The 25982-nt window shown below is 51.8% G+C and carries 26 protein-coding genes and 1 tRNA gene; 13 read left to right on the forward strand and 14 right to left on the reverse strand.

All coding sequences use genetic code 11. The features are described 5' to 3' along the window. The first annotated feature begins 89 nt into the window (after positions 1–89). The 3 genes from IAE27_RS09510 to yccX are packed head-to-tail and all read left to right on the forward strand — an operon-like array spanning position 90 to position 1783. Positions 90–644 carry a YbhB/YbcL family Raf kinase inhibitor-like protein gene (locus IAE27_RS09510; RefSeq protein WP_109221023.1) on the forward strand — a complete coding sequence of 185 codons (555 nt, stop codon included), beginning with the start codon at positions 90–92 and terminating at the stop codon, positions 642–644. A gap of 16 nt (positions 645–660) precedes the next feature. Further along, positions 661–1449: a helix-turn-helix domain-containing protein gene (locus tag IAE27_RS09515; RefSeq protein WP_004100823.1), complete on the forward strand. Its 789-nt coding sequence runs from the start codon at positions 661–663 to the stop codon at positions 1447–1449. A gap of 52 nt (positions 1450–1501) precedes the next feature. Beyond that, positions 1502–1783: an acylphosphatase gene (gene yccX / locus IAE27_RS09520; protein ID WP_004100825.1), complete on the forward strand. Its 282-nt coding sequence runs from the start codon at positions 1502–1504 to the stop codon at positions 1781–1783. Here the strand turns inward: yccX and tusE are convergent. Then, positions 1780–2109 (reverse strand): sulfurtransferase TusE, encoded by a 330-nt coding sequence (tusE, locus tag IAE27_RS09525; protein ID WP_004100828.1) that lies wholly within the window; start codon positions 2107–2109, stop codon positions 1780–1782. The two genes, yccX and tusE, sit on opposite strands and share 4 nt — an antisense overlap. Positions 2110–2197: 88 nt before the next feature. Continuing rightward, positions 2198–2857 (reverse strand): FtsH protease modulator YccA, encoded by a 660-nt coding sequence (yccA, locus tag IAE27_RS09530; protein WP_004100829.1) that lies wholly within the window; start codon positions 2855–2857, stop codon positions 2198–2200. Between the two features lie 267 nt (positions 2858–3124). Between yccA and IAE27_RS09535 the strand changes: the two genes are divergently transcribed. Beyond that, positions 3125–4753: an ABC transporter substrate-binding protein gene (locus IAE27_RS09535; protein WP_004100830.1), complete on the forward strand. Its 1629-nt coding sequence runs from the start codon at positions 3125–3127 to the stop codon at positions 4751–4753. Between the two features lie 143 nt (positions 4754–4896). After that, positions 4897–4984 (forward strand) — tRNA-Ser (locus IAE27_RS09540). Between the two features lie 236 nt (positions 4985–5220). Here IAE27_RS09540 and IAE27_RS09545 read toward each other — a convergent pair. The 4 genes from IAE27_RS09545 to IAE27_RS09560 are packed head-to-tail and all read right to left on the reverse strand — an operon-like array spanning position 5221 to position 9492. After that, positions 5221–6081, reverse strand: a complete 861-nt coding sequence (locus IAE27_RS09545; protein WP_004100831.1) for a ketose-bisphosphate aldolase — start codon at positions 6079–6081, stop codon at positions 5221–5223. Positions 6082–6083: 2 nt separating this feature from the next. Then, positions 6084–7490, reverse strand: a complete 1407-nt coding sequence (locus tag IAE27_RS09550) for a PTS fructose transporter subunit IIC (RefSeq protein WP_016807356.1) — start codon at positions 7488–7490, stop codon at positions 6084–6086. Between the two features lie 21 nt (positions 7491–7511). Beyond that, positions 7512–7985 carry a PTS sugar transporter subunit IIA gene (locus IAE27_RS09555; protein WP_135800105.1) on the reverse strand — a complete coding sequence of 158 codons (474 nt, stop codon included), beginning with the start codon at positions 7983–7985 and terminating at the stop codon, positions 7512–7514. Next, a complete protein-coding gene (locus tag IAE27_RS09560) occupies positions 7975–9492 on the reverse strand; it encodes a BglG family transcription antiterminator (protein ID WP_135800106.1) in 1518 nt (505 codons plus the stop codon). Before IAE27_RS09560 ends, IAE27_RS09555 begins: the two co-directional genes overlap by 11 nt. 429 nt (positions 9493–9921) lie before the next feature. On the opposite strand from IAE27_RS09560, the gene IAE27_RS09565 reads away from it, so the two are divergent. From IAE27_RS09565 to IAE27_RS09575, 3 genes are all read left to right on the forward strand, one after another. Beyond that, positions 9922–10932, forward strand: a complete 1011-nt coding sequence (locus IAE27_RS09565; protein ID WP_004100839.1) for a LacI family DNA-binding transcriptional regulator — start codon at positions 9922–9924, stop codon at positions 10930–10932. A 141-nt stretch (positions 10933–11073) separates the two neighbouring features. Continuing rightward, positions 11074–12549, forward strand: coding sequence for a Na+/H+ antiporter NhaC (gene nhaC, locus IAE27_RS09570; RefSeq protein ID WP_135800107.1), 1476 nt, complete (start codon positions 11074–11076; stop codon positions 12547–12549). After that, the gene (locus IAE27_RS09575) at positions 12539–13717 is read left to right on the forward strand and encodes a MalY/PatB family protein (RefSeq protein ID WP_200092342.1); all 1179 of its coding nucleotides are present in this window, start codon (positions 12539–12541) and stop codon (positions 13715–13717) included. The genes nhaC and IAE27_RS09575 overlap by 11 nt, the downstream gene beginning before the upstream one ends. Before the next feature lie 112 nt (positions 13718–13829). Here the strand turns inward: IAE27_RS09575 and IAE27_RS09580 are convergent, their stop codons facing one another. Together IAE27_RS09580 and cspA are read right to left on the reverse strand one after the other, a co-directional pair. After that, on the reverse strand, positions 13830–14732 hold the full coding sequence (locus tag IAE27_RS09580; RefSeq protein ID WP_108703983.1) for a DMT family transporter: 903 nt from the start codon (positions 14730–14732) through the stop codon (positions 13830–13832). A 531-nt stretch (positions 14733–15263) separates the two neighbouring features. Then, positions 15264–15476 (reverse strand): RNA chaperone/antiterminator CspA, encoded by a 213-nt coding sequence (cspA, locus tag IAE27_RS09585; protein WP_004100844.1) that lies wholly within the window; start codon positions 15474–15476, stop codon positions 15264–15266. A 447-nt stretch (positions 15477–15923) separates the two neighbouring features. Here cspA and IAE27_RS09590 point away from each other — a divergent pair, with 447 nt between their 5' ends. Next, on the forward strand, positions 15924–16151 hold the full coding sequence (locus IAE27_RS09590) for a cold shock domain-containing protein (RefSeq protein ID WP_004100846.1): 228 nt from the start codon (positions 15924–15926) through the stop codon (positions 16149–16151). Positions 16152–16395: 244 nt separating this feature from the next. On the opposite strand, the gene lysM is transcribed toward IAE27_RS09590, so the two are convergent. Continuing rightward, positions 16396–16848, reverse strand: a complete 453-nt coding sequence (gene lysM, locus IAE27_RS09595) for a peptidoglycan-binding protein LysM (RefSeq protein WP_004100853.1) — start codon at positions 16846–16848, stop codon at positions 16396–16398. Positions 16849–17238: 390 nt separating this feature from the next. Here lysM and IAE27_RS09600 point away from each other — a divergent pair, with 390 nt between their 5' ends. Next, positions 17239–17616, forward strand: a complete 378-nt coding sequence (locus tag IAE27_RS09600) for a RidA family protein (protein ID WP_023320678.1) — start codon at positions 17239–17241, stop codon at positions 17614–17616. Positions 17617–17793: 177 nt separating this feature from the next. Beyond that, positions 17794–18822, forward strand: a complete 1029-nt coding sequence (locus IAE27_RS09605; RefSeq protein ID WP_154022813.1) for an LLM class flavin-dependent oxidoreductase — start codon at positions 17794–17796, stop codon at positions 18820–18822. Between the two features lie 51 nt (positions 18823–18873). Here the strand turns inward: IAE27_RS09605 and IAE27_RS09610 are convergent, their stop codons facing one another. The 5 genes from IAE27_RS09610 to IAE27_RS09630 all read right to left on the reverse strand — a co-directional run bounded on the left by IAE27_RS09610 (position 18874) and on the right by IAE27_RS09630 (position 23294). After that, positions 18874–19209, reverse strand: a complete 336-nt coding sequence (locus IAE27_RS09610; RefSeq protein WP_024273992.1) for a gamma-glutamylcyclotransferase family protein — start codon at positions 19207–19209, stop codon at positions 18874–18876. A 105-nt stretch (positions 19210–19314) separates the two neighbouring features. Continuing rightward, positions 19315–20073 carry a thiol:disulfide interchange protein DsbG gene (gene dsbG / locus IAE27_RS09615; protein WP_004100860.1) on the reverse strand — a complete coding sequence of 253 codons (759 nt, stop codon included), beginning with the start codon at positions 20071–20073 and terminating at the stop codon, positions 19315–19317. Between the two features lie 38 nt (positions 20074–20111). Next, positions 20112–20834, reverse strand: a complete 723-nt coding sequence (locus tag IAE27_RS09620) for a DsbA family protein (RefSeq protein WP_024273993.1) — start codon at positions 20832–20834, stop codon at positions 20112–20114. A 6-nt stretch (positions 20835–20840) separates the two neighbouring features. Beyond that, positions 20841–22865 carry a protein-disulfide reductase DsbD family protein gene (locus tag IAE27_RS09625; protein WP_200092345.1) on the reverse strand — a complete coding sequence of 675 codons (2025 nt, stop codon included), beginning with the start codon at positions 22863–22865 and terminating at the stop codon, positions 20841–20843. Positions 22866–22913: 48 nt separating this feature from the next. After that, complete coding sequence (locus IAE27_RS09630; RefSeq protein WP_200092348.1) at positions 22914–23294, reverse strand: hypothetical protein; 381 nt, start codon at positions 23292–23294, stop codon at positions 22914–22916. A 948-nt stretch (positions 23295–24242) separates the two neighbouring features. Between IAE27_RS09630 and leuO the strand changes: the two genes are divergently transcribed. After that, positions 24243–25190 carry a transcriptional regulator LeuO gene (leuO, locus tag IAE27_RS09635; RefSeq protein ID WP_004100865.1) on the forward strand — a complete coding sequence of 316 codons (948 nt, stop codon included), beginning with the start codon at positions 24243–24245 and terminating at the stop codon, positions 25188–25190. 312 nt (positions 25191–25502) lie between these two features. Next, entirely contained in the window at positions 25503–25982 is a 480-nt protein-coding gene (locus IAE27_RS09640) for a hypothetical protein (RefSeq protein ID WP_162556136.1), read from the forward strand.

A 25982-nucleotide genomic window follows, 5' to 3' on the forward strand; every position in this document is an offset into this window, starting at 1 on the left:
GCGTTTCGGCACAAAATGCAGGCGCTTTGGCACAATAAAAATCTCGCCGCGATCTTACAGTATTTCCTCAATCGACGGAGGAAAATACGATGAAAACAGGATTGAAATGGGCTGTCGCAATAATGGTTATTATGAGCGGAACGGCGAATGCCGCAGCGTTTAGCGTCAGCAGCGTAGATATGCGCGATGGCGGGTCTCTGGCGCAGAAACACTGGTTTGGCGGCTTTGGCTGCACCGGCGGCAATGTATCACCGCAGATCGCCTGGCAAAATGCCCCGGCGGGTACCCGTAGTTTCGCGGTGACCGCTTATGACCCGGATGCGCCGACCGGGAGCGGCTGGTGGCACTGGACGGTGGTGAATATTGCCCAACAGGTGACAAGTTTAGCCGCTGGCGCCGGAGACAAAAATAACGCTAAACTGCCTGCCGGGGCGGTACAGGGGCGCAATGACTTTGGCTATGCGGGTTTTGGCGGCGCGTGCCCGCCGGCCGGAGATAAACCTCATCGCTACCGCTTTACGGTCTGGGCGCTTGATACCCCGACGCTGCCCATTGATAGCGCGGCCAGCGGGGCGTTAGTCGGATTTATGTTACACAGCCACGCCATCGCCAGCGCGCAGTTAACGGCGCTGGCCGTAAGATAACAAAAAGGGCGGCATGATGCGGAATATCAATTTTCACCATAATGCGCTAACGGCGGCGGAAATTACCACCCGCCGTCTATGCAAACTGCACCGCGTCACGCTGTTCTCGCCCGCGATCTGCCGGGTAAACCGCGGCAGTAAGGTCATTGTGCAGGGAGCCAGCGAGATGCTGGCAACGCCGCAGCAGCTGATCATTTTGCCCGCCGAGGTGGAACTGGAGGTCATAAATCAGCCGGAAAACGGGCTGTTTTGCTCCGATCTGCTGTCACTAACGCCCGAGCTGTTGGCCGATTTTAAGCATCGCTATATGAGCGAACCGCAGGTCGGTCGTTTGACTTCGCTTTGCGCGCCGCTGGCGCCGGAACTGTCGTTTATGTGGCAGAGCGTTCTGCAGGCGGTGCGGGAAGGGCTTTCGGCGGAGTTACAGCATCATCAGGCGATGGGGTTGCTGCTGGCGTTGTATCAGGCCGGATACGCCGGACCGCTGCTTAATGAACGGCGCGACGACATAACCGGTCAGGTCAGACAGATTATTATGCTGTCGCCTGCCGAAGCGTGGAGCGTGGCGAAAGTCGCAAAAATGCTGTTTCTTGGCGAATCGACGCTGCGCCGCCGTTTGCAGCAGGAGTCCCGGAGCTTTCGCCAGATCGTGGAAGAGGTGCGGATGGCCTACGCGCTGGGGCAATTACAGTCGACGTCGCGGCCCATTGGCGACATTGCGCAAAGCAGCGGCTATCTGTCAGGCTCGCGCTTTACCGCCCGTTTTCGTCAGCACTATGGGTTATTACCAAAGCATGTACGCTGAAAGAATTTGCTATCCTCTGTCATTGAGTCAATGTCCGGAAAGGAGAGAAAACATGGCAACGGTTTGCACGATGGCGTGGGTATACGGTTCCGTTCAGGGCGTCGGATTTCGCTATTCTACCCAGCGCGAGGCGCTACAGCTTGGGCTAACGGGATACGCGCGCAACCTCGACGACGGCGGCGTGGAGGTGCTTGCCTGCGGAGAGCCGGAGCAGGTGGAGAAACTTATCGCCTGGCTGAAAGCCGGTGGGCCGCGCAGCGCGCGGGTGGACAGGGTTCTGACCGAGCCGCATCAGCCCACCAGAGAGTGGCAGAAATTCGCCATTTTGTATTAGATACACTTTACCGGTTTAGGCAGACCGGCGATTTTTGTCGCCTGCTTAGCCGGGCCTTTGGGAAACAGGCGGTAAAGATAGCGGCTGTTGCCTTTCTCTTCGCCAAACTTATTCGCCATGGCTTTCACCAGCATGCGTATTGCCGGTGAGGTGTTGAATTCCAGATAAAAATCGCGCACGAAGCGCACGACTTCCCAGTGTTCAACGGACAGGGCGATGCCCTCCTGTTCAGCAATAACGGTCGCCATCGCCTCGCTCCACAGGGTCGTATCCTTCAGATAGCCTTCGCTATCGGTCTCTATTTCGTTGCCTTCAAAGATAAACATGATTCTTCACATACCGCTGAAAATGGCGGCAGTGTAGCAAAAAATAAGGCCCCGCATAAGCGGGGCCTGAGTAGAGCCGGGGAGAGGATTAGTCTCTGCTGGCGAAGCCAAGGATGCTCAGCAGGCTGACGAAGATGTTGTACAGCGAGACGTACAGGCTTACGGTCGCGCGGATGTAGTTGGTTTCACCGCCGCGGATGATGTTGCTGGTCTCAAACAGGATGGCGCCTGAAGAAATCAGGATAAACACCGCGCTGATCGCCAGATGCAGAGCCGGCAGCTGCAGGAAAATATTGGCAACCATACCGATAAGCACCACAACCACGCCCGCCATCAGCATGCCGCCGAGGAAGGACATATCTTTACGGGTCGTCAGCACGTAGGCCGAGCAGCAGAAAAACACCAGCGCGGTTCCGCCCAGCGCCAGGCCAATCAGATCGCCCATGCCCGCAGACAGGTAGGCATTGAGCATCGGCCCCAGGATATAGCCAAGGAAGCCGGTAAAGGCAAACGCGGAAATAATGCCGGTAGGTTTATTTGCCGTTTTATAGGTCAGGAACATCAGGCCATACATGCCGACCAGCGTCAGAATCAGACCCGGCGAAGGCAGCATCAGTACCGTGCTGGCCGTCGCTGTAATGGCGGAAAATGCCAGCGTCAGGCTAAGCAAAAAATAGGTGTTCCGCAGAACTTTATGCGTGCTAAGCAGCGATGAACGGTCACGCGACGATGTAATTATACGATCCATGAGTCACTCTCTTATGACAGATGTAATTAATAATGAAGCATAAAAAAAACGAGGCCGAAGCCCTAATGCTTTTACCCATCTTTACTCAAAGTAAACGGGCTGGATTCAGCATTTTATTCCAGTAAAAGACGAATAAGCAGAATTTTTATTCATTTGCTTTCTGTGGCCAGATCGAAATCTGATAACTAACTGAAAAATATTGCGTTATAGCCATTCTGCGACTAACTCTGGAGAGGGTACAAACGAATCGTAACAAAGGCAAGGGATATGAAATCACAAAAATATAATCACATCACGCGGGTACTGCTGGCTGTCGGTCTGTTCTCAATCACTCTCCCGGCGCTGGCCGCGCAGGTGCCGCCGGGAACGGTGCTGGCAGAGAAGCAGGAGCTGGTCAGAAATAACGGCAGCGAGCCGTCGTCGCTGGATCCGCATAAAGTCGAAAGCGACGTTGAAAACAATATCATTAGCGATCTTTTCGAAGGGCTGGTCAGCGTTTCGCCGGCAGGCGACATTCAGCCCCGGCTGGCGGAGAAGTGGGAGAATAAAGATAACACCGTCTGGACCTTCCACCTGCGTCCAGGTGCGACCTGGTCTGACGGGACGGCGATTACGGCGCAGGATATCGTCTGGAGCTGGCAGCGTCTGGTGTCGCCGCTCACGGCGTCCCCTTACGCGAGTTATCCCGGCAATATGCATATCGTCAACGGTGCGGAGATAGCGCGGGGGCAAAAAGCGCCCGAGACGCTGGGCGTCAGAGCGGTTGATGATGCGACCTTTGAGGTGACCTTAACCCAGCCGAATGCGGCGTTTTTGGCCATGCTGGCGCACCCGTCTCTGGTTCCGCTCGATAAAGTCCTCATTTCGCGCTACGGCGACAAGTGGACCAAACCGGAACATATGGTAACCAGCGGGCCCTACAAGCTGTCGCAGTGGGTGGTGAACGAGCGTATCGTCGCAGAGCGCAATCCGCGTTACTGGGATAACGCGCATACCGTCATCAATAAGGTGACCTATCTGCCGATAAGCTCTGAAGCCGCCGATATCAACCGTTACAAAGCGGGGGAGATCGACATCGTCTATACCGTGCCGATTAACCAGTTCGCCCAGCTTAAGAAAACTCTGGGTGAACAGCTGAATGTTTCGCCGCAGCTGGCGACCTACTATTACCAGTTCAATACGACCCGGCCGCCGTTTAATGACCCGCGCGTACGGCGGGCGCTGAATATGGCCCTCGATAAAGAGATTATCGCGGAGAAGGTACTGGGGCAGGGGCAGCGTCCTGCCTGGCTTGTCAGCCAGCCTGATATCGGTGGGGTGAAGCTGCACAATCCCGAATATGCCAGCTGGTCGCGCGATAAACGTATCGCCGAGGCGAAAAAACTGTTGAGCGAGGCCGGGTATAACGAGACTCATCCGCTGGTATTTAATTTGCTCTATAACACTTCGGAATCGCACCAGCGAATTGCCATCGCCGCCAGCTCAATGTGGAAAAAGAATCTTGGCGTCGAGGCGAAGCTGCAAAATCAGGAGTGGAAGACCATGCTCGACACCATGCACACGCATAATTTTGACGCCGTGCGCTACGCGTGGATTGCCGACTATGACGATGCCGCGACTTTTCTCAATACCTTCCGTACCGGCGATAGTGAAAATACCACTCAGTACAGTAATCCAGCCTACGATGAGGCGTTGCGCAATGCGGCAAAAGCGTCTGATACCGCGGCGCGGGGTCAGTTCTACCAGCAGGCGGAGGATTTACTAGGTCAGGATGTCCCGGCTATTCCGGTCTATCACTATGTGCGTACCCATCTGGTGAAACCATGGGTCGGGGGTTTTACGCCGGATAAACTGGGGTATTACTACACCAAAGATATGTACATCAAAAAACATTAGGTCGGCGCGGGTAGTTTGCGCTGAATTTCTGCGCAAACTGCCTGAATTTCAGACGAATAACACGTTTTTGCTTATTTTTAAGCCGATTGAACAAATTGATGCTTTACAGCCTCAACAGAGGTGTTTATAGTGCGCCCCATACCGGAAGCGTGGCCGAGCGGTTGAAGGCACCGGTCTTGAAAACCGGCGACCCGAAAGGGTTCTAGAGTTCGAATCTCTACGCTTCCGCCAAACAAAACAAGGGGTTACCGAAAGGTAACCCCTTGTTGCTTTGGGGTGTTGGAATACTGTTGGAATATTCTGCGGTTCCAGCCCATAAAAAAACCCGCCGAAGCGGGTTTTTTTATACCTGTTTTACTGCAATGGGTGCCCATCTGAGAGATGAGCTTCATTTCGCTGATTCATTCCCTGTTTTAGGGCATCAGCAACAGAGTCGGTCACGACTTCCTCTGCTCCCATCGCATACCTCAGACGTAGAGCGCCGCCTTGCCGATAGATGAAAACAAATGCATCTTGTGAACCACAACGGCTTTTGCGGCTTCCATTGGCCTGATAAATAAGCTGTTAGGTTCGTGGCTGCCTGATTTCAGCTCTTCTTCCAGAGCAACAAAGAATGCTTTTTTCATGTCGCTGGAAATATTGATTTTTCCGACCCCGTGCTGGATAGACTCGGCGACTTCTTCATCCTTATTTCCCGATCCGCCATGAAGAACCAGCGGGATGGTTAACCGCTGTTTAATGGATTTCAGCCTTTCGATATCCAGTTTTGGCTGCATTCCTGCAGGATATAAGCCATGCGATGTACCAATCGCGACCGCCAGCGTATCGACCCCGGTCTCGTTGACAAATTGCTCAGCCTGCTGCGGATCGGTATACAGTATTTCGCCATGCCCGCCTTCGCCGCTGCCTTGTGCCACGCCGATGGTACCCAGTTCAGCTTCAACGGAAACACCTGCAGCATGAGCGACTTCCGTCACGCGGCGTGTGATAGCGATATTGTCTTCCAGCGGGTGCGCTGAAGCATCAATCATCACTGAGGTATAGCCGGTGCGAATCGCCCGCATAACCTGCTCCAGAGTCTGCCCATGATCCAGGTGAATGACGACCGGTACCGTTGCTTTGATAGCCAGTTCACGAAGATAGAAAATAAAATCATCGCCGGTGAAATCATGTTCATCAGGATGAATTTCAAGAATAACCGGCGAACGCAGCTTTTCTGCAACCTCAATAACCGCTCTGGCGAATTCGGCAGAAGCAATATTAAAAGCGCCAATACCAAATTTATGTTGCTGAGCTACAGATAATAAATCTTTCATATTCATAAGCATGACTACATCTCCTGTACAGTTTCAGGGCTGTCTTTTTTAATAAAACGCAGAATAATCGCGGTGAGTAACGCGCCGGCGGCGATGGCGACGATATATCCCACAACGTGGGTGATCACATTGGGAATAAACATGACGAATATGCCGCCGTGTGGGGCTCTGGAGGCACATCCCAGAGCCATGGAGAGCGCGCCTGCCAGCCCGGAGCCGGCGACGATAGCGGGAATAACGCGTAGCGGATCGGCTACGGCATAAGGGATAGCGCCTTCAGTGATAAACGACAGGCCGAGAACATAGGTGACTTTGCCGGTGTCCCTCTCCTGACGGGAGAATTTCCGCCCGAACAGCGTGGTGGCGAGTGCAATACCCAACGGCGGTACCATTCCTGCCGCCATACAGGCCGCGATAGGTTCGTAGATCCCTGTCGACATCAAGCCAATTGCAAACATACAGACAGTCTTGTTAAGGGGACCGCCCATATCAAACGCCACCATCATGCCTATCAAAAGGCCCATAATTGCTGCGTGGGTATTGCCCAGGTTTTCGAGGAACGCTGTCAGCGAGTCGAGAAGAAACTTAATCGGTTCGCCAATCACCAGCACCATTAACGCCCCGGTAATAAAAACGCTCAGCAATGGCACGATTAAAATAGGCTTCAGGCCCGCTATCGATTTAGGAAGGTTGATATATTTGACGATGAGCAGCGTGGCGTATCCGGCCAGAAAACCCGCCAGCAAAGCCCCCAAAAAACCTGACCCTGTCTGAATGGCCATCATGCCGCCGACCGCGCCCGACACTATCCCCATATTGCCGCTAATCGATTTACTGATTCCGAGCGAGAGAACGGGTAGCATCAGCGCAAAGGCCGCACCACCGCCAATGTCAGAGAGCATTTTCGCCAGCGGGTTAAAATTTTCATCTCCCGGCGTTGCCGCAGTAATACCAAATGAGAAGCTCAGCGCGATTAAAATACCGCCGGCAACGACGAACGGGATCATCAGGTTAACGCCGGTGATAAGATGAATATAAATTTGAGACACCAGTGATTTATCTTTATCTTTTTTCGGCGATTCCTGAGCATCGTCTGCCGCCAGGTGTCGTTGTGGCTGTAATTTACCGGTGACAATCTCGTCCAGTAATCCTGCAGCATCCTTTGCGGCGCGAGTCACCGAGACGCGGATTATATTTTTGTTATGGAAACGAGAGAGATCGATGACCTTATCCGCGGCAATTAAAACAATATCTGCTTGTTGAATATCCTCCTCGGTAAAAATATATTCACTGTCTACGGCGCCATGCGTTTCAACGAGTAAAGGGATGCCTTTTTTAAGGGCGTTCTTTTTAAGATTGGCTTCTGCAAGGTAAGTATGTGCAACGCCTGTTGGACAGGCGGTAATGGCAATTATTTTCATATTATTCTCCTTATGAGGATACTAGTCTCCGGTATTGTTAATAATTAAGCGGTAGAGTTCCTCTGGCGAACTGGCATTAATTAGCTTTTCAACAACCTCATCGTCACCCAGGGCGATAGATATACGAGCGAGAACTTTTATATGTCCCGCTCCGCTGTCGGCTTCTTTTACCGCAAAAAGAATAACCAGCTTAACATCTGAACCATCCATGGTTTCCCAGTCGACATTATCCTTCAGTTTTGCGACGGCTATCCTTGTTTCATTGACCCAACAGGATTTGCCATGAGGAATGGCTATTTGGTTTTCAAAACCAGTCGATCCCAGGGCTTCACGAGCCAGGACATCTTTAATAAAACCTTGTTTATTATTAATGACGCCTTCATCGCACAGCGCCTGAGTCAACTGCTCGATGACGTCGATTTTACTTTTTGCCTGCATCTCAGTAATAACGCAGGCCTTACTTAACAGATCGCTGATTACTATTTTATTTAACATATTCACTCTCCTGAGTCTGGCGTTTGCTGAATAAGGCTTCGGTCACCCGAATGATGTCTTTCGCAGAAAATAGTGCGGAAACATAGGCAACAGGGATCATCATTTCCTCTATTCGGATGGTGGATATGATTAGGTCGCACTTCTTTTCAGCTAACGTTTCCTTTAATCGACTGCCGGAAACAATGTCGATAATCTCCCAGTCGGGGAAGGCTTTGGTAATCCGGCTGTACAGGAGCTGAGATGTACCGACTCCGCTTGAACAGACAAGGATGATTTTCTTATTTTCTTTAATCTTTTCGATTGCCGCCTGGATGTATACCGTTAAATAGGCGACTTCATCCTCAGAGGGGGGATCGTGTTTACTGTAATTATTGATTTGCATAGTTGCGTTTCTGACCGCTAAAAATACAGGAGAAAGTTCTTTTTTAATCTCATCCAGCAAAGGGTTATGAATAATGATGCGGAAAGCCAGACGGTTCAACATCGGCTTAATATGCATAACCAGAGCGTTCAAGAGCGGCTGATCGGAGATTAAATCACATTTAAGCAGCTGCGAAAGTAGGCTGGTTAACTTAATGGCATAATGTAACGCTTCCTGGTCCTGCACTCCTCTGTCAGGATGGACGGCATGAACGGGATGCTTGCCGGATGAAACAAGATATTGATAAATATAATTAATCTCGATTTGCGGGAACCTGAGCGTATATTTCTGCTCAAGCCATGCGATAGCTTTTTCAGCAATCTGCCATTCCTTGTTGTCATGCACTGGCGCAGCTTCATCAGCCGGGCAAACGATTCTCTTCTCCAGACGTCTGATGGTGACCAGTAAATGTGAAAACAGATTGGTATAGTAGGGCTCGCTAATGGCGCAGGTTAATTCATCCTCGATAAATGCAATCAAATTGATACAGTTGGCCACGTTGTCTTTACCAAATTCTTTGATAAGTTGTACGCGAGAGAACCTATCGATTCTGCTATCGGTCATGTGATAGTTACATAAAACGCTATGAGTAATGATCTCCTTAAGCGCCATGCGGATGTCATAGTCATTACCGTCAATAAACGTACCGGTATGGTTTTTTATCATTCTAAGGGAGAAACACTCTAGCCATTTTTCAATTTTAATTAGGTCTTCCACAATGGAAGAGCGACTGATGAAGTATTTCTCAGCTAAAAAGCTGATAGATAATGGCGTGGGAGAATGCGTCAGCAAATCGGTCGCAATGCCCACCAGCCGCTTGTTTTTAAGTATGTTTACAACCTGCGCATCCCCGGAGATAAGGGGGAGGGGAACAACGTCGTTCGCCTCAAGCTTCAGGCCCAGACCGGGTTTACTGAGTACAGAATGACCTTTATCAGTGAAATAAAGGTTAATAGCTTCAACATCTCGTCTGAGCGTACTGACTGAAATATTGAGTATTTTTGCCGCCCGGGAGGTGGCCAGCCAGCCACTTTCCTGCGTTAAATGATTGATTAATGATATTTGTCTTTTACTGAGCACTTTCATTATCCGCTCCTACAAAGATAAGTTGGCGCCTTAATGACGTTAGTTATAGCGGCTGGCATGACAAAGGGAAATACCAGGAGATGAACATATGTAAACCATCATAATGAACAGCAGGCAACAAGGCAGATACATCATTATACGTGGAGATATGTAAGAAATTGTCCCTGATGGAAAAGAATATAATATCTGAATAACACGCTGTGGGGATGATATGATTAGAATGTTCTATTTGTTAATTCTTTATGTTGATCTTTTACAAAAAGAGCGCAAACCTCAATGAAGCTAAAACTAAAGCTATTATTAACATTGATAAAGTGATCCCGGGGGGATTTTGCGGTTTTAAATAAAACGACAGCGATCGCTACAGAAAATATCACCACCACGGTACTATGAATCTCAGTTAAATCTAAAGCATAAAAGGAAGGGGATATGGCAACAATAAAGGATGTTGCACAACTTGCGGGGGTTTCAACCGCGACGGTTTCGCGCGTTATTAATCAAACCGCCTGGGTTGAACCGGTAACGCGTGAGCGTGTTGAAAAAGCGATGCGTGAACTGAATTATCATCGCAATGCCGCGGCGCTGGCGCTGGCGAAACGCAGCGGCGATATGCTCGGGTTATTGACCGGCAACCTTGCCGATCCCTTTTTCGCTCGCCTCGCCCGCGGCGTCGAGGAGGTCTCACGGCAGGAACAATTCCGCTTGATGGTGTGCAGCGGCGGACATGATGAAGGGATGGAAAAAGCCGGGCTGGATTTTCTAATCAACCAGGGCTGTGAGGCGATCGTGGTCCATGCGAGCAGATTGGCGGAAAAGGAGTTGCTACGTTATGCCGCCCATTTCCCCGCGATGGTGGTGGTAAATCGCTATATTGCCGGGATGGCCAATCGCTGCGTCTGGCTGGAGAACTGCGAGGCCTCAAAAAAGGCAACGCTGCATTTACTTGAGCAGGGGCACCGCTGTATTGCCTGCGTAACGAGCGACTTACCGATAATCGATCGCCGCGAGCGGCTGGAAGGCTATCGTCAGGCGCTAGCGGAATACGGCATTACTCCGGACAGGAGCTGGGTGATAAGCGTTCCTTTTAACGAAGAAGGCGGCGAACGCGCGGCGCATCAGCTTCTTAACTGCGGGATCCCTTTTACCGCGGCGGTAACCTTTAATGATGTGATGGCGGCCGGCATCATGCGTATCCTGCATCTGAAAGGCATTACGCTACCGCAGCAGCTTTCAATAGTCGGGTTCGATGATGTGGTGATGGCGCGTTATCTCTATCCGGCGCTGACAACAATGCATTACCCGGTTGAGCGAATGGCGCGTTGCGCTTCGCAGCTGGCGATCCAACTCTTTAAAGGCGCCACCCAGCAGCCCTGCGTCAATAGCTTCGCTGCGGAGCTGGTGGTCCGCGATTCCGTTCTTCCTCCCGGGAGCGGTAGTTAAATCGTCAAGCCTCACAAGTGTGATCGGCTTCAAATTTAATAGTCTCATGTAATCGCTTACATGAAGGCGAACGGAGGATCACAGTCAGGCAAAAGGGGGGGCAGTTACCCTTGAACGACCTTACAGACTGGAGTTCTAGCTATGAATGCCTCTCAAAAGCAGAAAAAAACGCTCTCATTTGGCCTGGCCACCGTCCCTATTTTAGCCATGCTAATGCTGTTAATTATTGGCTACGGCATCATGGGGTTGCGAATCGAACCGCTACTGCTCTGTTCCGCTGCCGTAGCCGCCGTATTAGCCTTATGGCAGGGCTTTACGTGGGAAGAGATCATTAGTTCGGTCGTGGATAAACTGGCGAAAGCGATGCCAGTCATTATGATCCTCATCTGCGTTGGCGCTTTAATTGGCACCTGGATGTTCAGCGGCACCATTCCTTATATGGTGTATTGGGGGCTTAAATTAATCAGTCCTGAGTATATTCTTATTGCCGCATTCTTTTTGACCAGCGTCGTCTCGGTGTGTACCGGAACATCATGGGGATCGGCGGGAACGGTGGGGGTGGCGCTGATGGGGGTCGCGGCCGGGCTGGACGTCTCCCTGGCGGCGGCTGCCGGGGCGGTGGTATCCGGGGCTTACTTCGGCGATAAAATTTCACCGCTGTCTGACTCCACCAACTTCGCTGCCATTGTCGCCGATACCACGCTCTTCGAGCATATTCAGCACTTACTATGGACCACAATCCCCAGCTTTCTGCTTGCCGCGGCGGTATATCTTATCGCCGGTCACAGCAATATGCTGGGCGAGGTCGCAACGCCGCAGCGGGTCACCGATATTGTCAATGCGCTGGAGTCGCTGTACCGCTTTAATATCGTTTTGATTTTACCGCCCGTCATTGTTCTGTGGGGAGCGGTTCGCAAAAAACCGGTCATTCCTTTAATGCTGGGTGCCTGCGTGTTAGCCCTGATTCTCGGCGTCGTGATGCAGGGGCTTAGCCTTAAGCAGGGGCTGGATGCCTTTATTGACGGTTTCAACATCTCCATGTTCTCGCAGGGGAGCGAAGGCATCATTGCTGATGTGCCGCGACTGCTCAACCGTGGCGGTATGTTCTCTATGATGAGCACCATTCTGCTGGTATTTTGCGCTTTCTCCTTTGCCGGCGCTTTAACCTTAACGGGGGCGCTCAACATTATTATCAACCGCCTATTGACGGTTATTCACAGCGTCGGTCAGCTCATCGCCGCCACCATTGGCACCACTATTCTGGTAACTGGCGCAACGAGCGATGGAAAACTGGCTCTTCTGGTACCCGCTGAATTATTCAAAGATGCCTACCGGCGTATGGGGCTGGATACCAAAAATCTTTCTCGAACCATCGAAGATGCGGGCACCGTTATTGAGCCTTTATTACCCTGGACCTCTGCCGGGGTCTATATGGCAACGACGCTGGGAGTGAGCACCCTGGATTTACTGCCCTGGGCGGTTCAGTGCTATGCCGCCATCTTCTTTGCCTTATTTTTCGGCTTTACCGGAATCGGTATCGCGAAAACCTCCCCAGCCGCAGAAAATGCAACGAATATGCTGGCCACAGAACAGGAAGGGAAGCCAGATGGACTTTAATAAAATAATTGATCGTCACCATACCGGATCGCTGAAATGGGATTTTATGACGCGCTATTTTGGTGAAGAAGCCACTGAACTGTTGCCGATGTGGGTTTCCGATTTTGACTTTAGCTGCCCGCCGGACGTTCAGAAAGCCTTAGTTCAGCGTATTGAACACGGTATTTTTGGTTACAGCGAACGACCGCATACCTACTACGACGCATTAATCTCATGGTTCTTAACGCGGCATCAGCTGGCTATAAAACCAGAGTGGATATGCAGTATTGAAGGGGTGGTTCCCGGATTATCCCTCCTCGTGCAGATGCTGAGCCACCCCGGTGAAGGGGTGGTGGTTCAGGGACCCTATTATGGATCTTTTGCCAAAATTATTTCGCTCAACGGTAGACGCCTGCTGGATAATCCGCTGTATGAGGAGCCTAACCAGGGCTACAGAATGGATCTCGATCATCTGGAAAGGCTGTTTCGTACAGAGCGCCCGCCGCTAATGATCCTCTGTAATCCGCATAATCCAACCGGTCGGTGTTGGTCAGCTCTGGAACTGAGCGAGTTGCTCCGGCTGTGTGAAGAGTATGATGTTATTTTAATTTCCGATGAAATCTGGGCCGATTTACTGCTTCCAGGGGAAGCATTTACCTCGGTCTTGCATTTAGAGGAGCGCTGGCATTCGCGCGTGATATCCGCCACCTCCGCCAGTAAAACGTTTGGTTTATCTACCCTACGCATTGCGAACTTTCTCATACCGTCGCCGGCGCTACGTGAACAATTTATGCGCCGTCTCGATGCTCATGGACTGGACGTCTTCAATGCGTTGTCCATTGAAGCGAGCACAGCTGCGTGGCAACACGGCGCTCCCTGGCTGGATGAGCTACTGCGCTATCTGGCAGAAAATCGACGGTGGTTTATTCAGCAGGTTGAGCAATATCTACCGTGGGCGCGCATCATCCCTGCTCAAGGGACGTATCTGCTATGGATAGACTGCAAACGGCTGGGACTGGACGATGAACAGCTGAAATGGCTCATGGTGGATGTTGCGGGTATTGCCCCCTCAATGGGAAACAGCTTTGGCGCAACCGGCAGCGGTTTTATCCGCCTTAATCTCGGGTGTCCGCGCGCGTACCTCGAAAAAGCGGTGGAGGGACTGAAACGCATTGCTTTTACAGCATAAATAACATTGCCTTCGGTGAGTCCGTCTAAGCGAAGTTCCTGTCGCCCGTTTTAATGCGCAGGTGCTGAGAGTCTGTCCTCCCCCTGTCAGGGTTAAAACGGTGCATTCCTGCTTACAAATGCACCGTTTCCTTTTTTGCGATCGAACAAATCGCGATGCCAATTAAAATTAACAGCGTGCTCAGTAAGTGATAGAGGTGCGGCCGGGTATGTAAAAACAGAATACTCAATATCCCGCCAGACAGCGGAATAAGGTGAGTGTAAATTTCACCGCGAGTCGCGCCAATGGCGGCGATGCCTTTGTTCCAGAACAAATAGGCCAGCCACGAGGGGAAGATAACCAGATACGCCAGGCCGGTGAGGAAAGAGATATCGTGGTACGCGGCGAACGAGGTGGCGGGGTGTCGCCATAGCCAGAAAATGACCACCGGAAGCAGAATCAGGGCGCCGATAAGTGAACTGACGGCGACGAAAGCGTTGGCGGGAATACGCCGATCTTTATTACGCAGCAGAGAGCAATAAACCGCCCAGCTTAGCGCAGACCCCATGGCCCACAGGTCGCCCTGGCTAAATCCTTTGAGTCCCTCGGCGTTGGTCAGATTGCCGTGCAGCAGAAGCAGCAGTACGCCTGCGGTGCTAAACGCAACGCCGCACCAGTTACGCGCTGAAACCCGGTCATGGAAAATCAGACGGTTAATCATCAGCACCATGCAGGGGGTCGCCGACATATAAATTGCGGCGTTTAGCGCGGAGGTGGTCTGCAGACCGATATAGAGGGTTAACGGGAAACTCACCTGCCCACACAGCGTTAAAATCAGCAGCGTCGTTGCATTTCCACGCAATAATCGCCAACTCTCGCGGATTTGACGTTGATAAAGCCCTACCAGCAGCATGGCGGTTAGCGCCCACCTTGCTTCCGTCATAACAATCGGATCTGCGCCCTGAACGAGAATATGCCCTACAACATAATTCCCTCCCCAAAACAGGGCCGCCAGCGTAAGTAACAGGTAGGGCATGCTGATTCCTTGCATCGCTTTAAACTGTACTACATGGTAACTACGTTTTTTTTAAAACATCAATTAAATTAGACGTTTTTTAAAATTTTCATGAATAATCAATGGGTAGCTGCGTCATTCAGGATGGCTATCATCACTACTACCCCTTCCGCAGGTGCTGGCTTTAACCACCTTGAGAAAATATCGCGAAAAAACTGATAGAGACGCGCCTTATCGGCAGGCTCTCTTCACTGGCAGCATGAACGATACGCACTGTACTCTCTTATCTTTTTAATTGCTGAGGTCGCCCGCAGTGAATTTAAAACGAGGTTTGCGTACTTTGCCGGTGGCTTAAGGTATTACGACTCTAAACGGGAGCATTCATTGTTGCAAAGAGATATACCAGTGGGAGGGGTTATAGCAATACTCGGGGGGCGTCATTTGGGGGGGGTATCGAAAGCATGAAAATAGCAAAATGACGCGATTATCTCAAAAACTCTCATTATAAATAACCCCGACGTGATGTCAGGGTCATTAAAGCAGGAGCGCGCTTTAAACAGCGTAGACGTTACCCGCTGAAGGACCCTTCTGGCCATCTTCAATGGTGAATTCGACTTTCTGGCCTTCGCTCAGGGTCTTAAAGCCACCGCTCTGGATAGCAGAAAAATGGACGAAGACATCCTTGCTACCGTTGTCCGGAGTGATGAAACCAAAACCTTTTGATTCGTTAAACCATTTTACTAAACCAGTCATTTTGTTAGACATTGATAATACCTCAACATATCTGAGCCTTACGGCGAAAAGGGTTTTCGCACAGAATCTAATTAATAACGATAAGGAGACTCAAAAGGAAGAATTATCAACGGATAACACTTAAGATGAGGACTGCTTTACTAAACCGCTTTATTATGTCTGTATGCTAAACCGACCCCTCATTAGTCACACACATCACTATAGATAGCAAGACTTATTTCCAGGTAAATATCCTGATAAAGCTTTTTTGCTGCGCCAGGATATCTGGATGGCTAAAAATTGATTTGCTTATTATCGCTATCCGTGCATTAATGGCCTAATCTGTGCGCGATAAACGAACATCAAACTCTACTGAGCAGTTCTCATGACCAGGCGCTATCGCTGATATCCCCTCCTTTTGAGTCCAAAATTTGATCCTGTACGTTTCTCTCAATTTCATGCTGTGTAACTGGAGGGAGTATGTCCTCAAGAATTAAAGGTCTGGTGAAGTGGTATAATGAATCGAAGGGGTTTGGTTTCATCTCTCCTCTTGATGGCAGCAAAGATATCGCCGTTAACTACTCAGCGCTTCACGGCGATAACTTTAATACCCTCTTTGAAGGGCAAAAAGTTGAATTCGCCATACATCGCGGTGATAAAGGTCCAGCGGCGACGAAAGTTATTCTGTGCGATAAAGAGATATTTTAGAACGATGACCATGAGAGGAGAGGGCATCGATTATGCCATCTCGACGGCTGCGGTTCGCCGTGGCAGAAGCCATCCCTAACTGACAAAAAAATTATCTCTCCCGGCCACTCAAGCGGCCTGCGATGCTGCCAGGCAGAATGCCCTCATAAACGTTCACATGGCTGAGAGTGAATTACCGACCAGCAAACCGGCCGGTAATTAACGAAGTGTGGTGAGTGAACTGACGGAAGCTTCGCGAAATAACTTACTGCTTCGCCGGGATAATCAGCACCTGACCCGGATAGATCTTATCGGGATGCGTCAGCATCGGTTTATTGGCTTCAAAAATACGCTGATAGTCATTAGCCGAGCCGTACATCGCTTTTGAGATGGCGCTCAGGGTATCGCCGGATTTCACCGTGTAATAACGGCTTTCCGCTCCGCTCTGCGTCACATTAACGCTATCATTGACCTGGCCTACCCCGGTGACGTTACCCACCGCCACCAGAATTTTTTCTTTATCTTCCTGCGAGCCGACGTCGCCCGTTATCGTTGCGGTGCCATCGTCCGCGACATCAATATTCACTTTTTCAGCGCCGGGCAGGTTAAGGTTATCAATGTGTTTTTTCAGCTTTTCGGCCCGATCTTCCTTGCTGCCGCCAGAAACTGCATCCCAGATTTTCTCGCCCGCGTCTTTCACAAAACTTAATAATCCCATCGTTCCATACCTCCATTACTGCTTCATGATTAATATTTTCATCAGACCCAATAATCCAATATCCAATATAGATAAGTGCAGGATGCCTCCACCGTAGCGGCAACGTCTTAAAGAAGCGCAACCTGCCATTGAAGTATATGCAATAAGCGTCAAAGTGCAGGATATTTGCCTTAAATTCTCCGCGATGGCGCGGCATCAACGCTAGTCATCACGGCCATTATGCGATCCGTTTTGCAACGATATCGGTACCGTAGCAACGCCTTGCCAGGCTGCGAAGAGAGCATAGATAAGGGCTGTAATGCTATTTTTTGCCAGGAGGAGACATACTGAATGCCTTAGCTAAAGCATGTTAGGATGGCGACTCGTTTCCTCTTAAATAAGGATGTCAGCATGAGCAAGGTGGTACGGAAAAATTATCCTCAACTGGGTGAAGTCAAGGCTCCCTACGTTCACTCGGTAACGCACGGAAACACGCTCTATATTTCAGGGTTAACCGCGTTCGGCACGCAGGCGCAGCAGGGGAGCATCGCCGCCCAGGCGGAGGAGATCTTTAAGCAGATCAGAACCGTCGCTGACGCAGAAGGCGTTGATTTTTCATCCCTGATTAAAGTCACTATTTTTATAACCTCATTTGCTGAGATCGACGCATTACGCCGGGTTCTTTATCAAAACTACGGTGACCACCTGCCTGCCAGCTCTCTCGTTGAAGTCAGCCGCCTCTTTTCACCCGACCTTAAAATTGAAATTGAAGCGATTTTCGGCCTCTGAAGGACGGCCCATGGCCGGGAGGCGGCAAATAGCTTTATCAATTTATTTGAAGCATTCGGTTAAACAAACGATATTTATTCTCACCTGGTTACGCGTAGAGTAGTGGGATACGCGGCAGACACGCTTGTCATAAGGCGCGCTCTACCGACGACTCCCTGCAAACCAGGAAACTTCGTCATGAAAAAGATTGGCTTTTTATCATTTGGTCACTGGACGCCGTCGCCGCAGTCCGGAACGCGTTCAGCCGCTGATGCGCTGTTACAATCCATCGACCTTGCCGTCGCCGCCGAAGAACTGGGCGCGGACGGTGCCTATTTCAGGGTGCATCATTTTGCTCGCCAGCTCAGTTCCCCGTTTCCCCTGCTGGCTGCGATAGGGGCGAAAACCAAAAAAATTGAAATCGGCACCGGCGTGATCGATATGCGTTATGAAAACCCGCTGTATATGGCAGAGGATGCGGGTGTGGCGGACCTCATCTCCGGTGGCCGCCTGCAGCTGGGTATCAGCCGCGGCTCTCCGGAGCAGGTTATTGATGGCTGGCGCTATTTTGGTTACGTCCCGGGCGAAGGCGAAAACGAGTCGGATATGGCGCGTCGTCACACCGAAGTGCTGCTGGACGTCCTGCGCGGAGAAGGTTTTGCGAAACCCAATCCGCAGCCTATGTTCCCCAACCCGCCGGGGCTGCTGCGTCTGGAACCGCATTCCGAAGGTCTGCGCGAACGAATCTGGTGGGGCGCCGGTTCGAATGCTACCGCGAAGTGGGCGGCAACGCTGGGTATGAACCTGCAAAGTTCGACGCTGAAGGATGATGAAACCGGGGAACCGTTTCACATTCAGCAGGCGAAACAGATCCGCGCCTATCGCGAAGCCTGGGCACAGGCGGGCCATACCCGTACGCCGCGCGTCTCGGTTAGCCGCAGCATTTTCGCCCTGATGGACGATCGCGATCGTCTCTATTTCGGTTCAGGCCGTGACGAGAGTGATTCGATCGGTTTCCTCGATGAGAAAACCCGCGCTATTTTCGGTCGCAGCTACGCCGCAGAGCCGGACAAGCTCATCACGCAGCTGAAACAGGATGAGGCCATCGCCGAAGCGGATACGCTGCTGTTGACGGTACCGAACCAGCTGGGCGTGGAATATAATGCGCATGTCATTGAGTCGATTCTGAAGCACGTTGCGCCGGCAATGGGCTGGCGCGATGCCTGAGTTAGTCGCGGTCGATGCCCCGCCGGCAATCGCTGTGCGGGGCGAAATCGTCTACGGGATCCTCTTCGGCTGTAGCTGGTAGGTCCAGGCGGTCACTCGCTGACCCTCATCGGTGGTGACTTCAACAGCAACGCGATCGTAGCCCTCTTCGAACGCATCCAGCATGGCCCAATGGGCCTCGAGATTTGCCGACAGAAACAGAAAGCCGGGCACCCGGGGGCCGTTTTTGTCGAGAACAATGCCCGGAAAATCTGCCGCCGCTCCCCAGCCGCGTTCATAAAAAGTGCCGGTGACGTAGCCTGGCTGCCACTCTCCGCCAATGCTGTCCATAATATGGGCGTTAGAGTGGCCCGGGCGCAGCGTGCCGTAGACAAATAAGCGTTCCATTATCCCTCATTAACTCAAGCGTTGAAGACCCAAACGGGCAGAACAGGCCATAAAATACGAACTCTGGCCTGGGTTGGCAAGGCGCCCCGCAGAGCGCCTTATCTGTCAGGGCGCTGGCCCGAACATCTCCCGCAGCTGCTGTTCGTCGGGCATGCCGATGACCTGCTGGAGCTCGTTCTGCTCATTCATGTAATAAATAGCCGGCGTCGCGCTGGCGCCCAAATCATCCATCAGTTTTTGATGATGCTGAAGAAGATTAAAGGTGTCGCGTGGAGTAACGCCCTCAAAATGCGGCACTTTTTTGCCGCCTGAAAGCTCATACTCTCGCCACGCGGCGGCCGGATCGCGCGCGTTCAGGATCGCCGTTGCGTATCTGCCGCTTTTCGGATTGAGAAAAGCAACGAGCAGGGTATTTAGCTGGACCTTGCCCGCTTTTACCCACGGCTGCGCCGCCGACCAGAACGCTTTGCACCAGGGGCAGAAAGGATCGGCAAAGACAATGATTTTTCTGGCAGCCGAATCCGCGCCTTCCTTCAGCGGACGAGCATTATTCAGCGTCTGCCACATTTTGCGGCCTGAAGGGGTATAGATGGCTTCCTGAAAATAGGCCTCGCTAAGGTTTTTACCTTTTTCGTCATACAGATATCCAGAAATCACGTGCTTTCCGTCCGGCGTCAAAAACAGGGTCACCCCCATATCCTGATACTGGCCGATCCACCCTTTTACCCCGCCGGGCGAATCGATCTCTTTAATCATGGCGATCCCTTGCTGTTCGCCAAAATTTTTCACTATCTGAGGGAGAGCTTCCCCGGCAGATGCCAGGCCCGGCATTATCCAGGCCGCCAGCAGTAGAATATATTTCATCACATTACCTCTGAATTCCGGGGGCCCCCCGGAGAGGGTTACTGTTTTTTCAGCGCGTCGCTGACCATGGCGTCAAATTGCTCCCAGGGGATCCAGCCCGACAGCATCTCGTCGCCAACGATTGTGGCTGGCGTACCCTGAATGCCGAGCTTTTCGGCCACCAGCAGGCTTTGCTTAATCGTCGCCAGGCTTTGTTCATCCGGCGTTGCTACGCTGACCCCGGCCTTCGTCTTGGCTTGCTCAATGCTGGCGCCGTCGTGATATCCCTTTTTTGCCATCAGGATATGGTTAAATTTCACAAACTGTTCAGGATGCGCACGCCACAGAGTTAGCGCAGCCCTTGCCGAAGTCAGCGAACTTTCAGAACGCCAGGGCAGAAATTTAAAGACCACGGCAACATCCGGATATTTCTCGACAATCTTCTGCAGATACGGGTCAAACTTTTTGCAATACGGGCAGTTGTGATCCGTAAAAACGACCAGCGTCAGCTTCGGTCGCTGCGCGCCGATACGCGGCGAGTTGGGATCGTGAAAGATAACATCGCCGTACTGAGTAAGAACCTGCTGAAGCTGTTCCTGCCCGGCAAGGGCATTCTGCCGATCGAGCTTTTCGGCGGCGGCGATCAAGATTTCGGGATGATTAAGCAGCGTCTCCTGCACCAGTGCCTGGACGCGAGCCTCCTGCGCAGGGGTAAGCGGCGAAGATGCCAGTGTCGGCAAAGAGGCCGAAAGAAGAGTGAAAGCAAGCAGCGTTTTTTTCATCGTAAATTAACCTTTGGCACGGCTGAGGGCGTTGAGGATGGTTTGTTTATCGAGCAGCGGCGACAGTATGTCGCCTTGCGGCTGGCCTGGGCCGTAGACCTGATTAAACGGAATGGCGTAGCGATTTCTGCTTTGCAGGAAACGGGCGATCGGTTCGGAGGGCAGACTCCAGTCCCCGCGCAGCGCTACTACGTCGGGCTGGGAGAGCGCGCTAATGATGGCGGGCTGATTTAATACCCGATGTTCATTCACTTTGCACGTCACGCACCAGTCGGCCGAAATATCGACAAAGACCCGTTTGCCCGCCGCCAGCGCGTTCTGGATAGCCTCCTCGCTAAGGGGCTGCCAGCGGATCGGCTGAGCCATTGCCTCCGTGGTAGCGCGCGCGGGCTCCCCTGCCAGCAGGCCGCGAAGCTGGAAGCCGGCAAACGCCGCCAGCGCAATAATCACCAGCCAGAAGGCAGATGTCGTACGCTTATGGGTTACCCGTAGGGCGGCCAGCGCCGCCAGGGTAAGAACCAGCGCAATAATGCCGCCGGGGGTCTCACCCAGATGGAGGCCCAGCAGCGTCGTCAGCCAAAAACTGGAGGCCAGCATCATGAGGCCGAGCGCCATTTTCAGTGAATTCATCCAGCGACCGGGGCGCGGGATCAGAGCGGCCGACCCGGGCAACAGGGCGACGAATAGCCAGGGGATGGCCATACCCAGCCCGAGCGCCAGGAAAATTAGCCACAGTTCCTGCAGTGGGGCAGCAAGCGCAAAAGCGACGGCGGTCCCCAGGAAGGGGGCAGAGCAGGGGGTCGCCAGCAGCGTGGCAAAAATGCCTTCACAGAAACTGCCCGCCATGCCGGTGCCGCCGGCGGTCGCCATCCGGTTAACGGCTGATGACGGTAGCAGCACCTCGAAGACGCCAAACAGGTTGAGCGAAAAGATAAACGTAACGGCAATCATTAAGCCGATAAACCAGGGGTTCTGGAACTGGATCCCCCAGCCCAGGGACGCGCCGGTAAGCTTCAGTATCGTTACCATCAGCGCCAGCAGGACAAATGAGGTCAGAATACCTGCGCTGGTAGCAAGAAAACGCCGCCCGATCGCGCGCTTATCTGACCCGGACTGCAGCACGGCGCTGAGCTTCATGCCCATTACCGGCAACACGCAGGGCATCAGGTTAAGAATTAATCCGCCGATCAGGGCAAAAAGCAGCATCTTCCAGAGGCTAACCGTTGAGGTTGGCGCAAGATCTGCGCCGATCGTCAGACTGGTCTGCTGCGCCTTTGCGCCATTTGTCAGCACCAACGACAGCGCTTTCCCCGCAAGGGTTGCGGGCTCCTCCCCCCATTCATCGGTTACCGGTACCGTTACCTTGAGGCTGGCGCCCTCGGTACGGAGGCGCGGAGCGCCAGCGATTATCCCGCCCTCCATGGGATCAAAAAAGATAGCGGGGTTTTTCCACTCACCGACCGTGGTGGCGGTTATCACCAGGTCGCTGCCGACCCGATGCGCGGCGAGATCGTCCGACACGCCTTTATCTGCCGGAATGGTTCGCATCGCCTGTGCAAAAGCCTCCTGAAAACCGGCAGTGGCGGGCTGACTCAAATCCAGACGCAGCCTGTAGTCGGTTAACAAACAGACGTTGCTGCAGGTGGATAGCGTGAGCGTACCGTCCAGCAGGTCGCCGGGAACGGCGGTGATGATTATCGGGATAACGACCCGCTGATGGTAGCCCTGGGTCGTCAGACCGGAAATCTCGAACCTTGAGGGAACCGGCCAGTACCACTGCGCCTGTTCACCGTTATGCCAGACGATTTGCGGGGCGACGCCGCCCTCACCCGGCGAGCGCCAGTAAGTTTTCCAGCCGGAAGCCAGCTCAATAGAGAGCAGGGCGTCGATCCGATCGTTCTCTTTCTCCGCCTGGAAGCGGACCCGGGCGTGGTCGTTCTGTGGGGATGTCAGCCATCCGGTGTCTGCCGCATGAGCAACGCTCGCGCAGGTCAGCAACAGGAAGACGAGGCCCCTGAAGATATTCAGCATTATTTTCTCCGTGAATTAAAAAATTAATCGTTTAAAAAAACGATTTTTTCATTCACGGAAAACGCAGTTTTTGAGATGAATTCGTAGCGTGGGCGGCCGAACGGGATCGTCCCAGAAGACCCAGGCACGTGCCGCGGCAGTCAGCTGAAGCAGAGTAAGGAACAGAATGATGGCCGGTAAAGCGCCATCGAAGAACAGCGGCTGCGCGCAGAGTAGAGATTTGGCGCTCAGCTGACAGGGAGAGGGCCCTTGCTCAGCTTCATCCGCTGACGGCTGCTGCGACAGCGCGCTGACGGCGGGTTCCTGAACCTGGCGCGCGGCGTTGTCCAAAAAATGGTGTACATAGACCGCCCGCTGAACAAGGCAAATAGCCATGACCAGGCAAGTCAATACCAAAAACCATTTTCCAGGAAGCTGACGATTGCGCATAGGTGACCCGTACGTTTCAGAACCGAGGATCATAAACAATACTTATCAATGTTCAAGAGGGTACCGTGTAAGGTTTTGTCTGTCTGCTTAACGGGGCGGCGACTTTCCAGCAGATAGCGCTGTCACAGGGATATTTCATGCATTTATATTATTTACATGGCTAATTATTCTCGATACCATGCGCGCCGCTCATCGTTATCGGCACGCCGCTGCTGACGTTGAGCGATTAGCATCTGACCGCCATTAGCTCATCAGGAAGAGCGAACGACGTACGTTGTAGGGAACGGGGTTCGAGGCCTCGATGGCGGCCCAAATCCGATTTAGCCCACTGATTAACATTGCACACCTGGCAACCGCCGACCGTCCGTCAGCCTTTCCCGGTCATGACGCGCACTAAAGACGCTAGCGCTGAAATTAACGATTTCTTTATCACAGTCCGATAATCGCTTTATGACTATTACTGCATTAAGGTGACCATTACGCGTGTAATAGTTTCCGTTGTCAGTTATTCATCGCGATGGAATGTTAATGAAAAGTATTATTGGTTACCGCCGGTAAATTAATATCTGGATTTTGGTTTTTTCTGCGATTTACCTAAGAACATCTTAATAATTTCAATGAGAATTAACTTATTCGGATTAAGTCGCGTATTTTTCAGAAATTTCACCACTTTTTATATGGTATTCTCTTTTGTTCAAGGAGTGAACGAAAGGAAAAATAATGCTTTACCGCTATGCCGTTTTCTCCAGAAAACACAACACGTTTCATATTCTTCTGCTGTTTACCATTTTACTAATAAGTTTCGTCCATTTGAGCGTGCTGCTGGAAACCGATAACACATGGCTACTGTGGCCGATGATGATTTATCTGCCTGTTTTTTTGCTTTGGCGAAAGGTCTCAGTGTTACGAAGCAGGATCGCTGATTAATGTGCTGGTGGAGTTCCCTACATGAGTGAAAATACAATATCTAAACCAACCTCTGAACCGAAAGTCCTGCAGCCCGTATTACGGAAAGTCGATCTTAACCTGCTGACTATTTTCGATACCGTTATGCAAGAGCAAAGCTTAACCAAGGCGGCACAAACGCTCGGCATGTCTCAGCCAGCGGTGAGCAGCGCGGTATCGCGCCTCAAGGTGCTGTTTAAGGATGAACTGTTTGTCCGCAACGGTCGTGGGATTAAGCCGACCGATCGCGCCTTTCAGCTATTCGGCTCGGTTCGACGCGCTCTGCAGCTGGTGCAAAATGAGCTACCGGATACGCTGTTCGATCCGCTGGACTGCGAACGTATTTACCATCTTTGCGTCTGTAGCCCGCTGGATAACTATCTGACACCGCTTATTTTTAATAAAGTGAGCGAGATTGCGCCTCGGGTCAGTCTCTCCTTTAAATCTACCCTAAGCCAGCAGGTCATCAACCAGCTTCGCTATCAGGAAGTTGAATTTGTTCTCGATTACAACAAGTTCAACCACCCGGAGTTCACCAGCATCCCGCTGTTCAACGATCGCATGGTGCTGGTGGCCAGGCGGAATCATCCGCGTATTGCATCGCCGTTGACCGAGCAGGATATATATCGCGAGCAGCACGCTACCGTCGCGCTGGATCGCTATGCCTCATTTAGCCATCCCTGGTATAGCTCTGAGGAACAGCAGGCCTGCGTCGCATTCCACGGAAACGCCATGGTCAGCGTGCTGAGCGTGGTGTCGCAAACCAATATGGTGGCCATCGCGCCTGAGTGGCTGGCCAAAGAGTTTGAAGAACAGTTTGCGCTCCAGCTGCTGCCGCTGCCTTTAGAAATGAACAGTCGCACCTGCTATCTTTCATGGCATGAAACGGCGGCCCAGGAGAGGAGCCACCGCTGGATGGCGGAATTGCTGATTAACATTTGCCAGCGTTAATGCTATTGCAAAAAATGCCTGGTGGCACGCCAGGTATTTTATGACTCCTTAATCAATCCTCGAACAGAGAAATATAATCATATCTGATTTTTTCGCTTTCTGGCGGCATAATTATCTGACGAAATGCGCTATCTAAATATTATTCATCTTTAAAACTACATTTAAATATCTTTTTGCAGAAAATTTATCATTTCTCAGGCAGGGGCCACCGACGATTTCTATACTCTGATTATCCTACCGGGCGGCGACCTCAAGCAGAGGATGATATTAATGGGCACAAAGATAACCATCGCCGTGGCGAGTGCTGCCCTGATGGCTGCGTCGACGGCCGCAGAGGCTGATGAAATCACTCTTTATTCGGTTAATACCGGCTCCTGGATCTATCATCTGTCAAACAATCACGGCCAGTACACCGAGGGCTTTGATAACCAGTTTGCCTCGGTTGAACGCAAGCTCTCCGCGGATTCGAAGTACAGCCTGCTGGTCGGGACGATGAAAAACAGCTTTGACGATCGCTGTATTGCGCTCGGGGTACGCCGCGACTGGGCGTCGTTGGGCAACGGCTGGGTATTTAAGGGGATTTATGGCTACGTCGGCGAATTTTTCTTCGATGCTTTTGAGCACTGCGGCGACCATGGCTCATATAAGGATTTTAAAGATGCGACCGGCATTGGATTTTCTCCCTATATTTACCATGGTCTCCAGTATAACTTTACCGATTATTTCGGCATCGAAAGCGGAATTATTCTCCCGGCCGTTTTTGTCATCAGCGTGCAGTGGAGTTTTCGTTAA

It is taken from the genome of Klebsiella sp. S69, from assembly GCF_016516145.1.
Lineage (GTDB): Bacteria > Pseudomonadota > Gammaproteobacteria > Enterobacterales > Enterobacteriaceae > Klebsiella > Klebsiella oxytoca.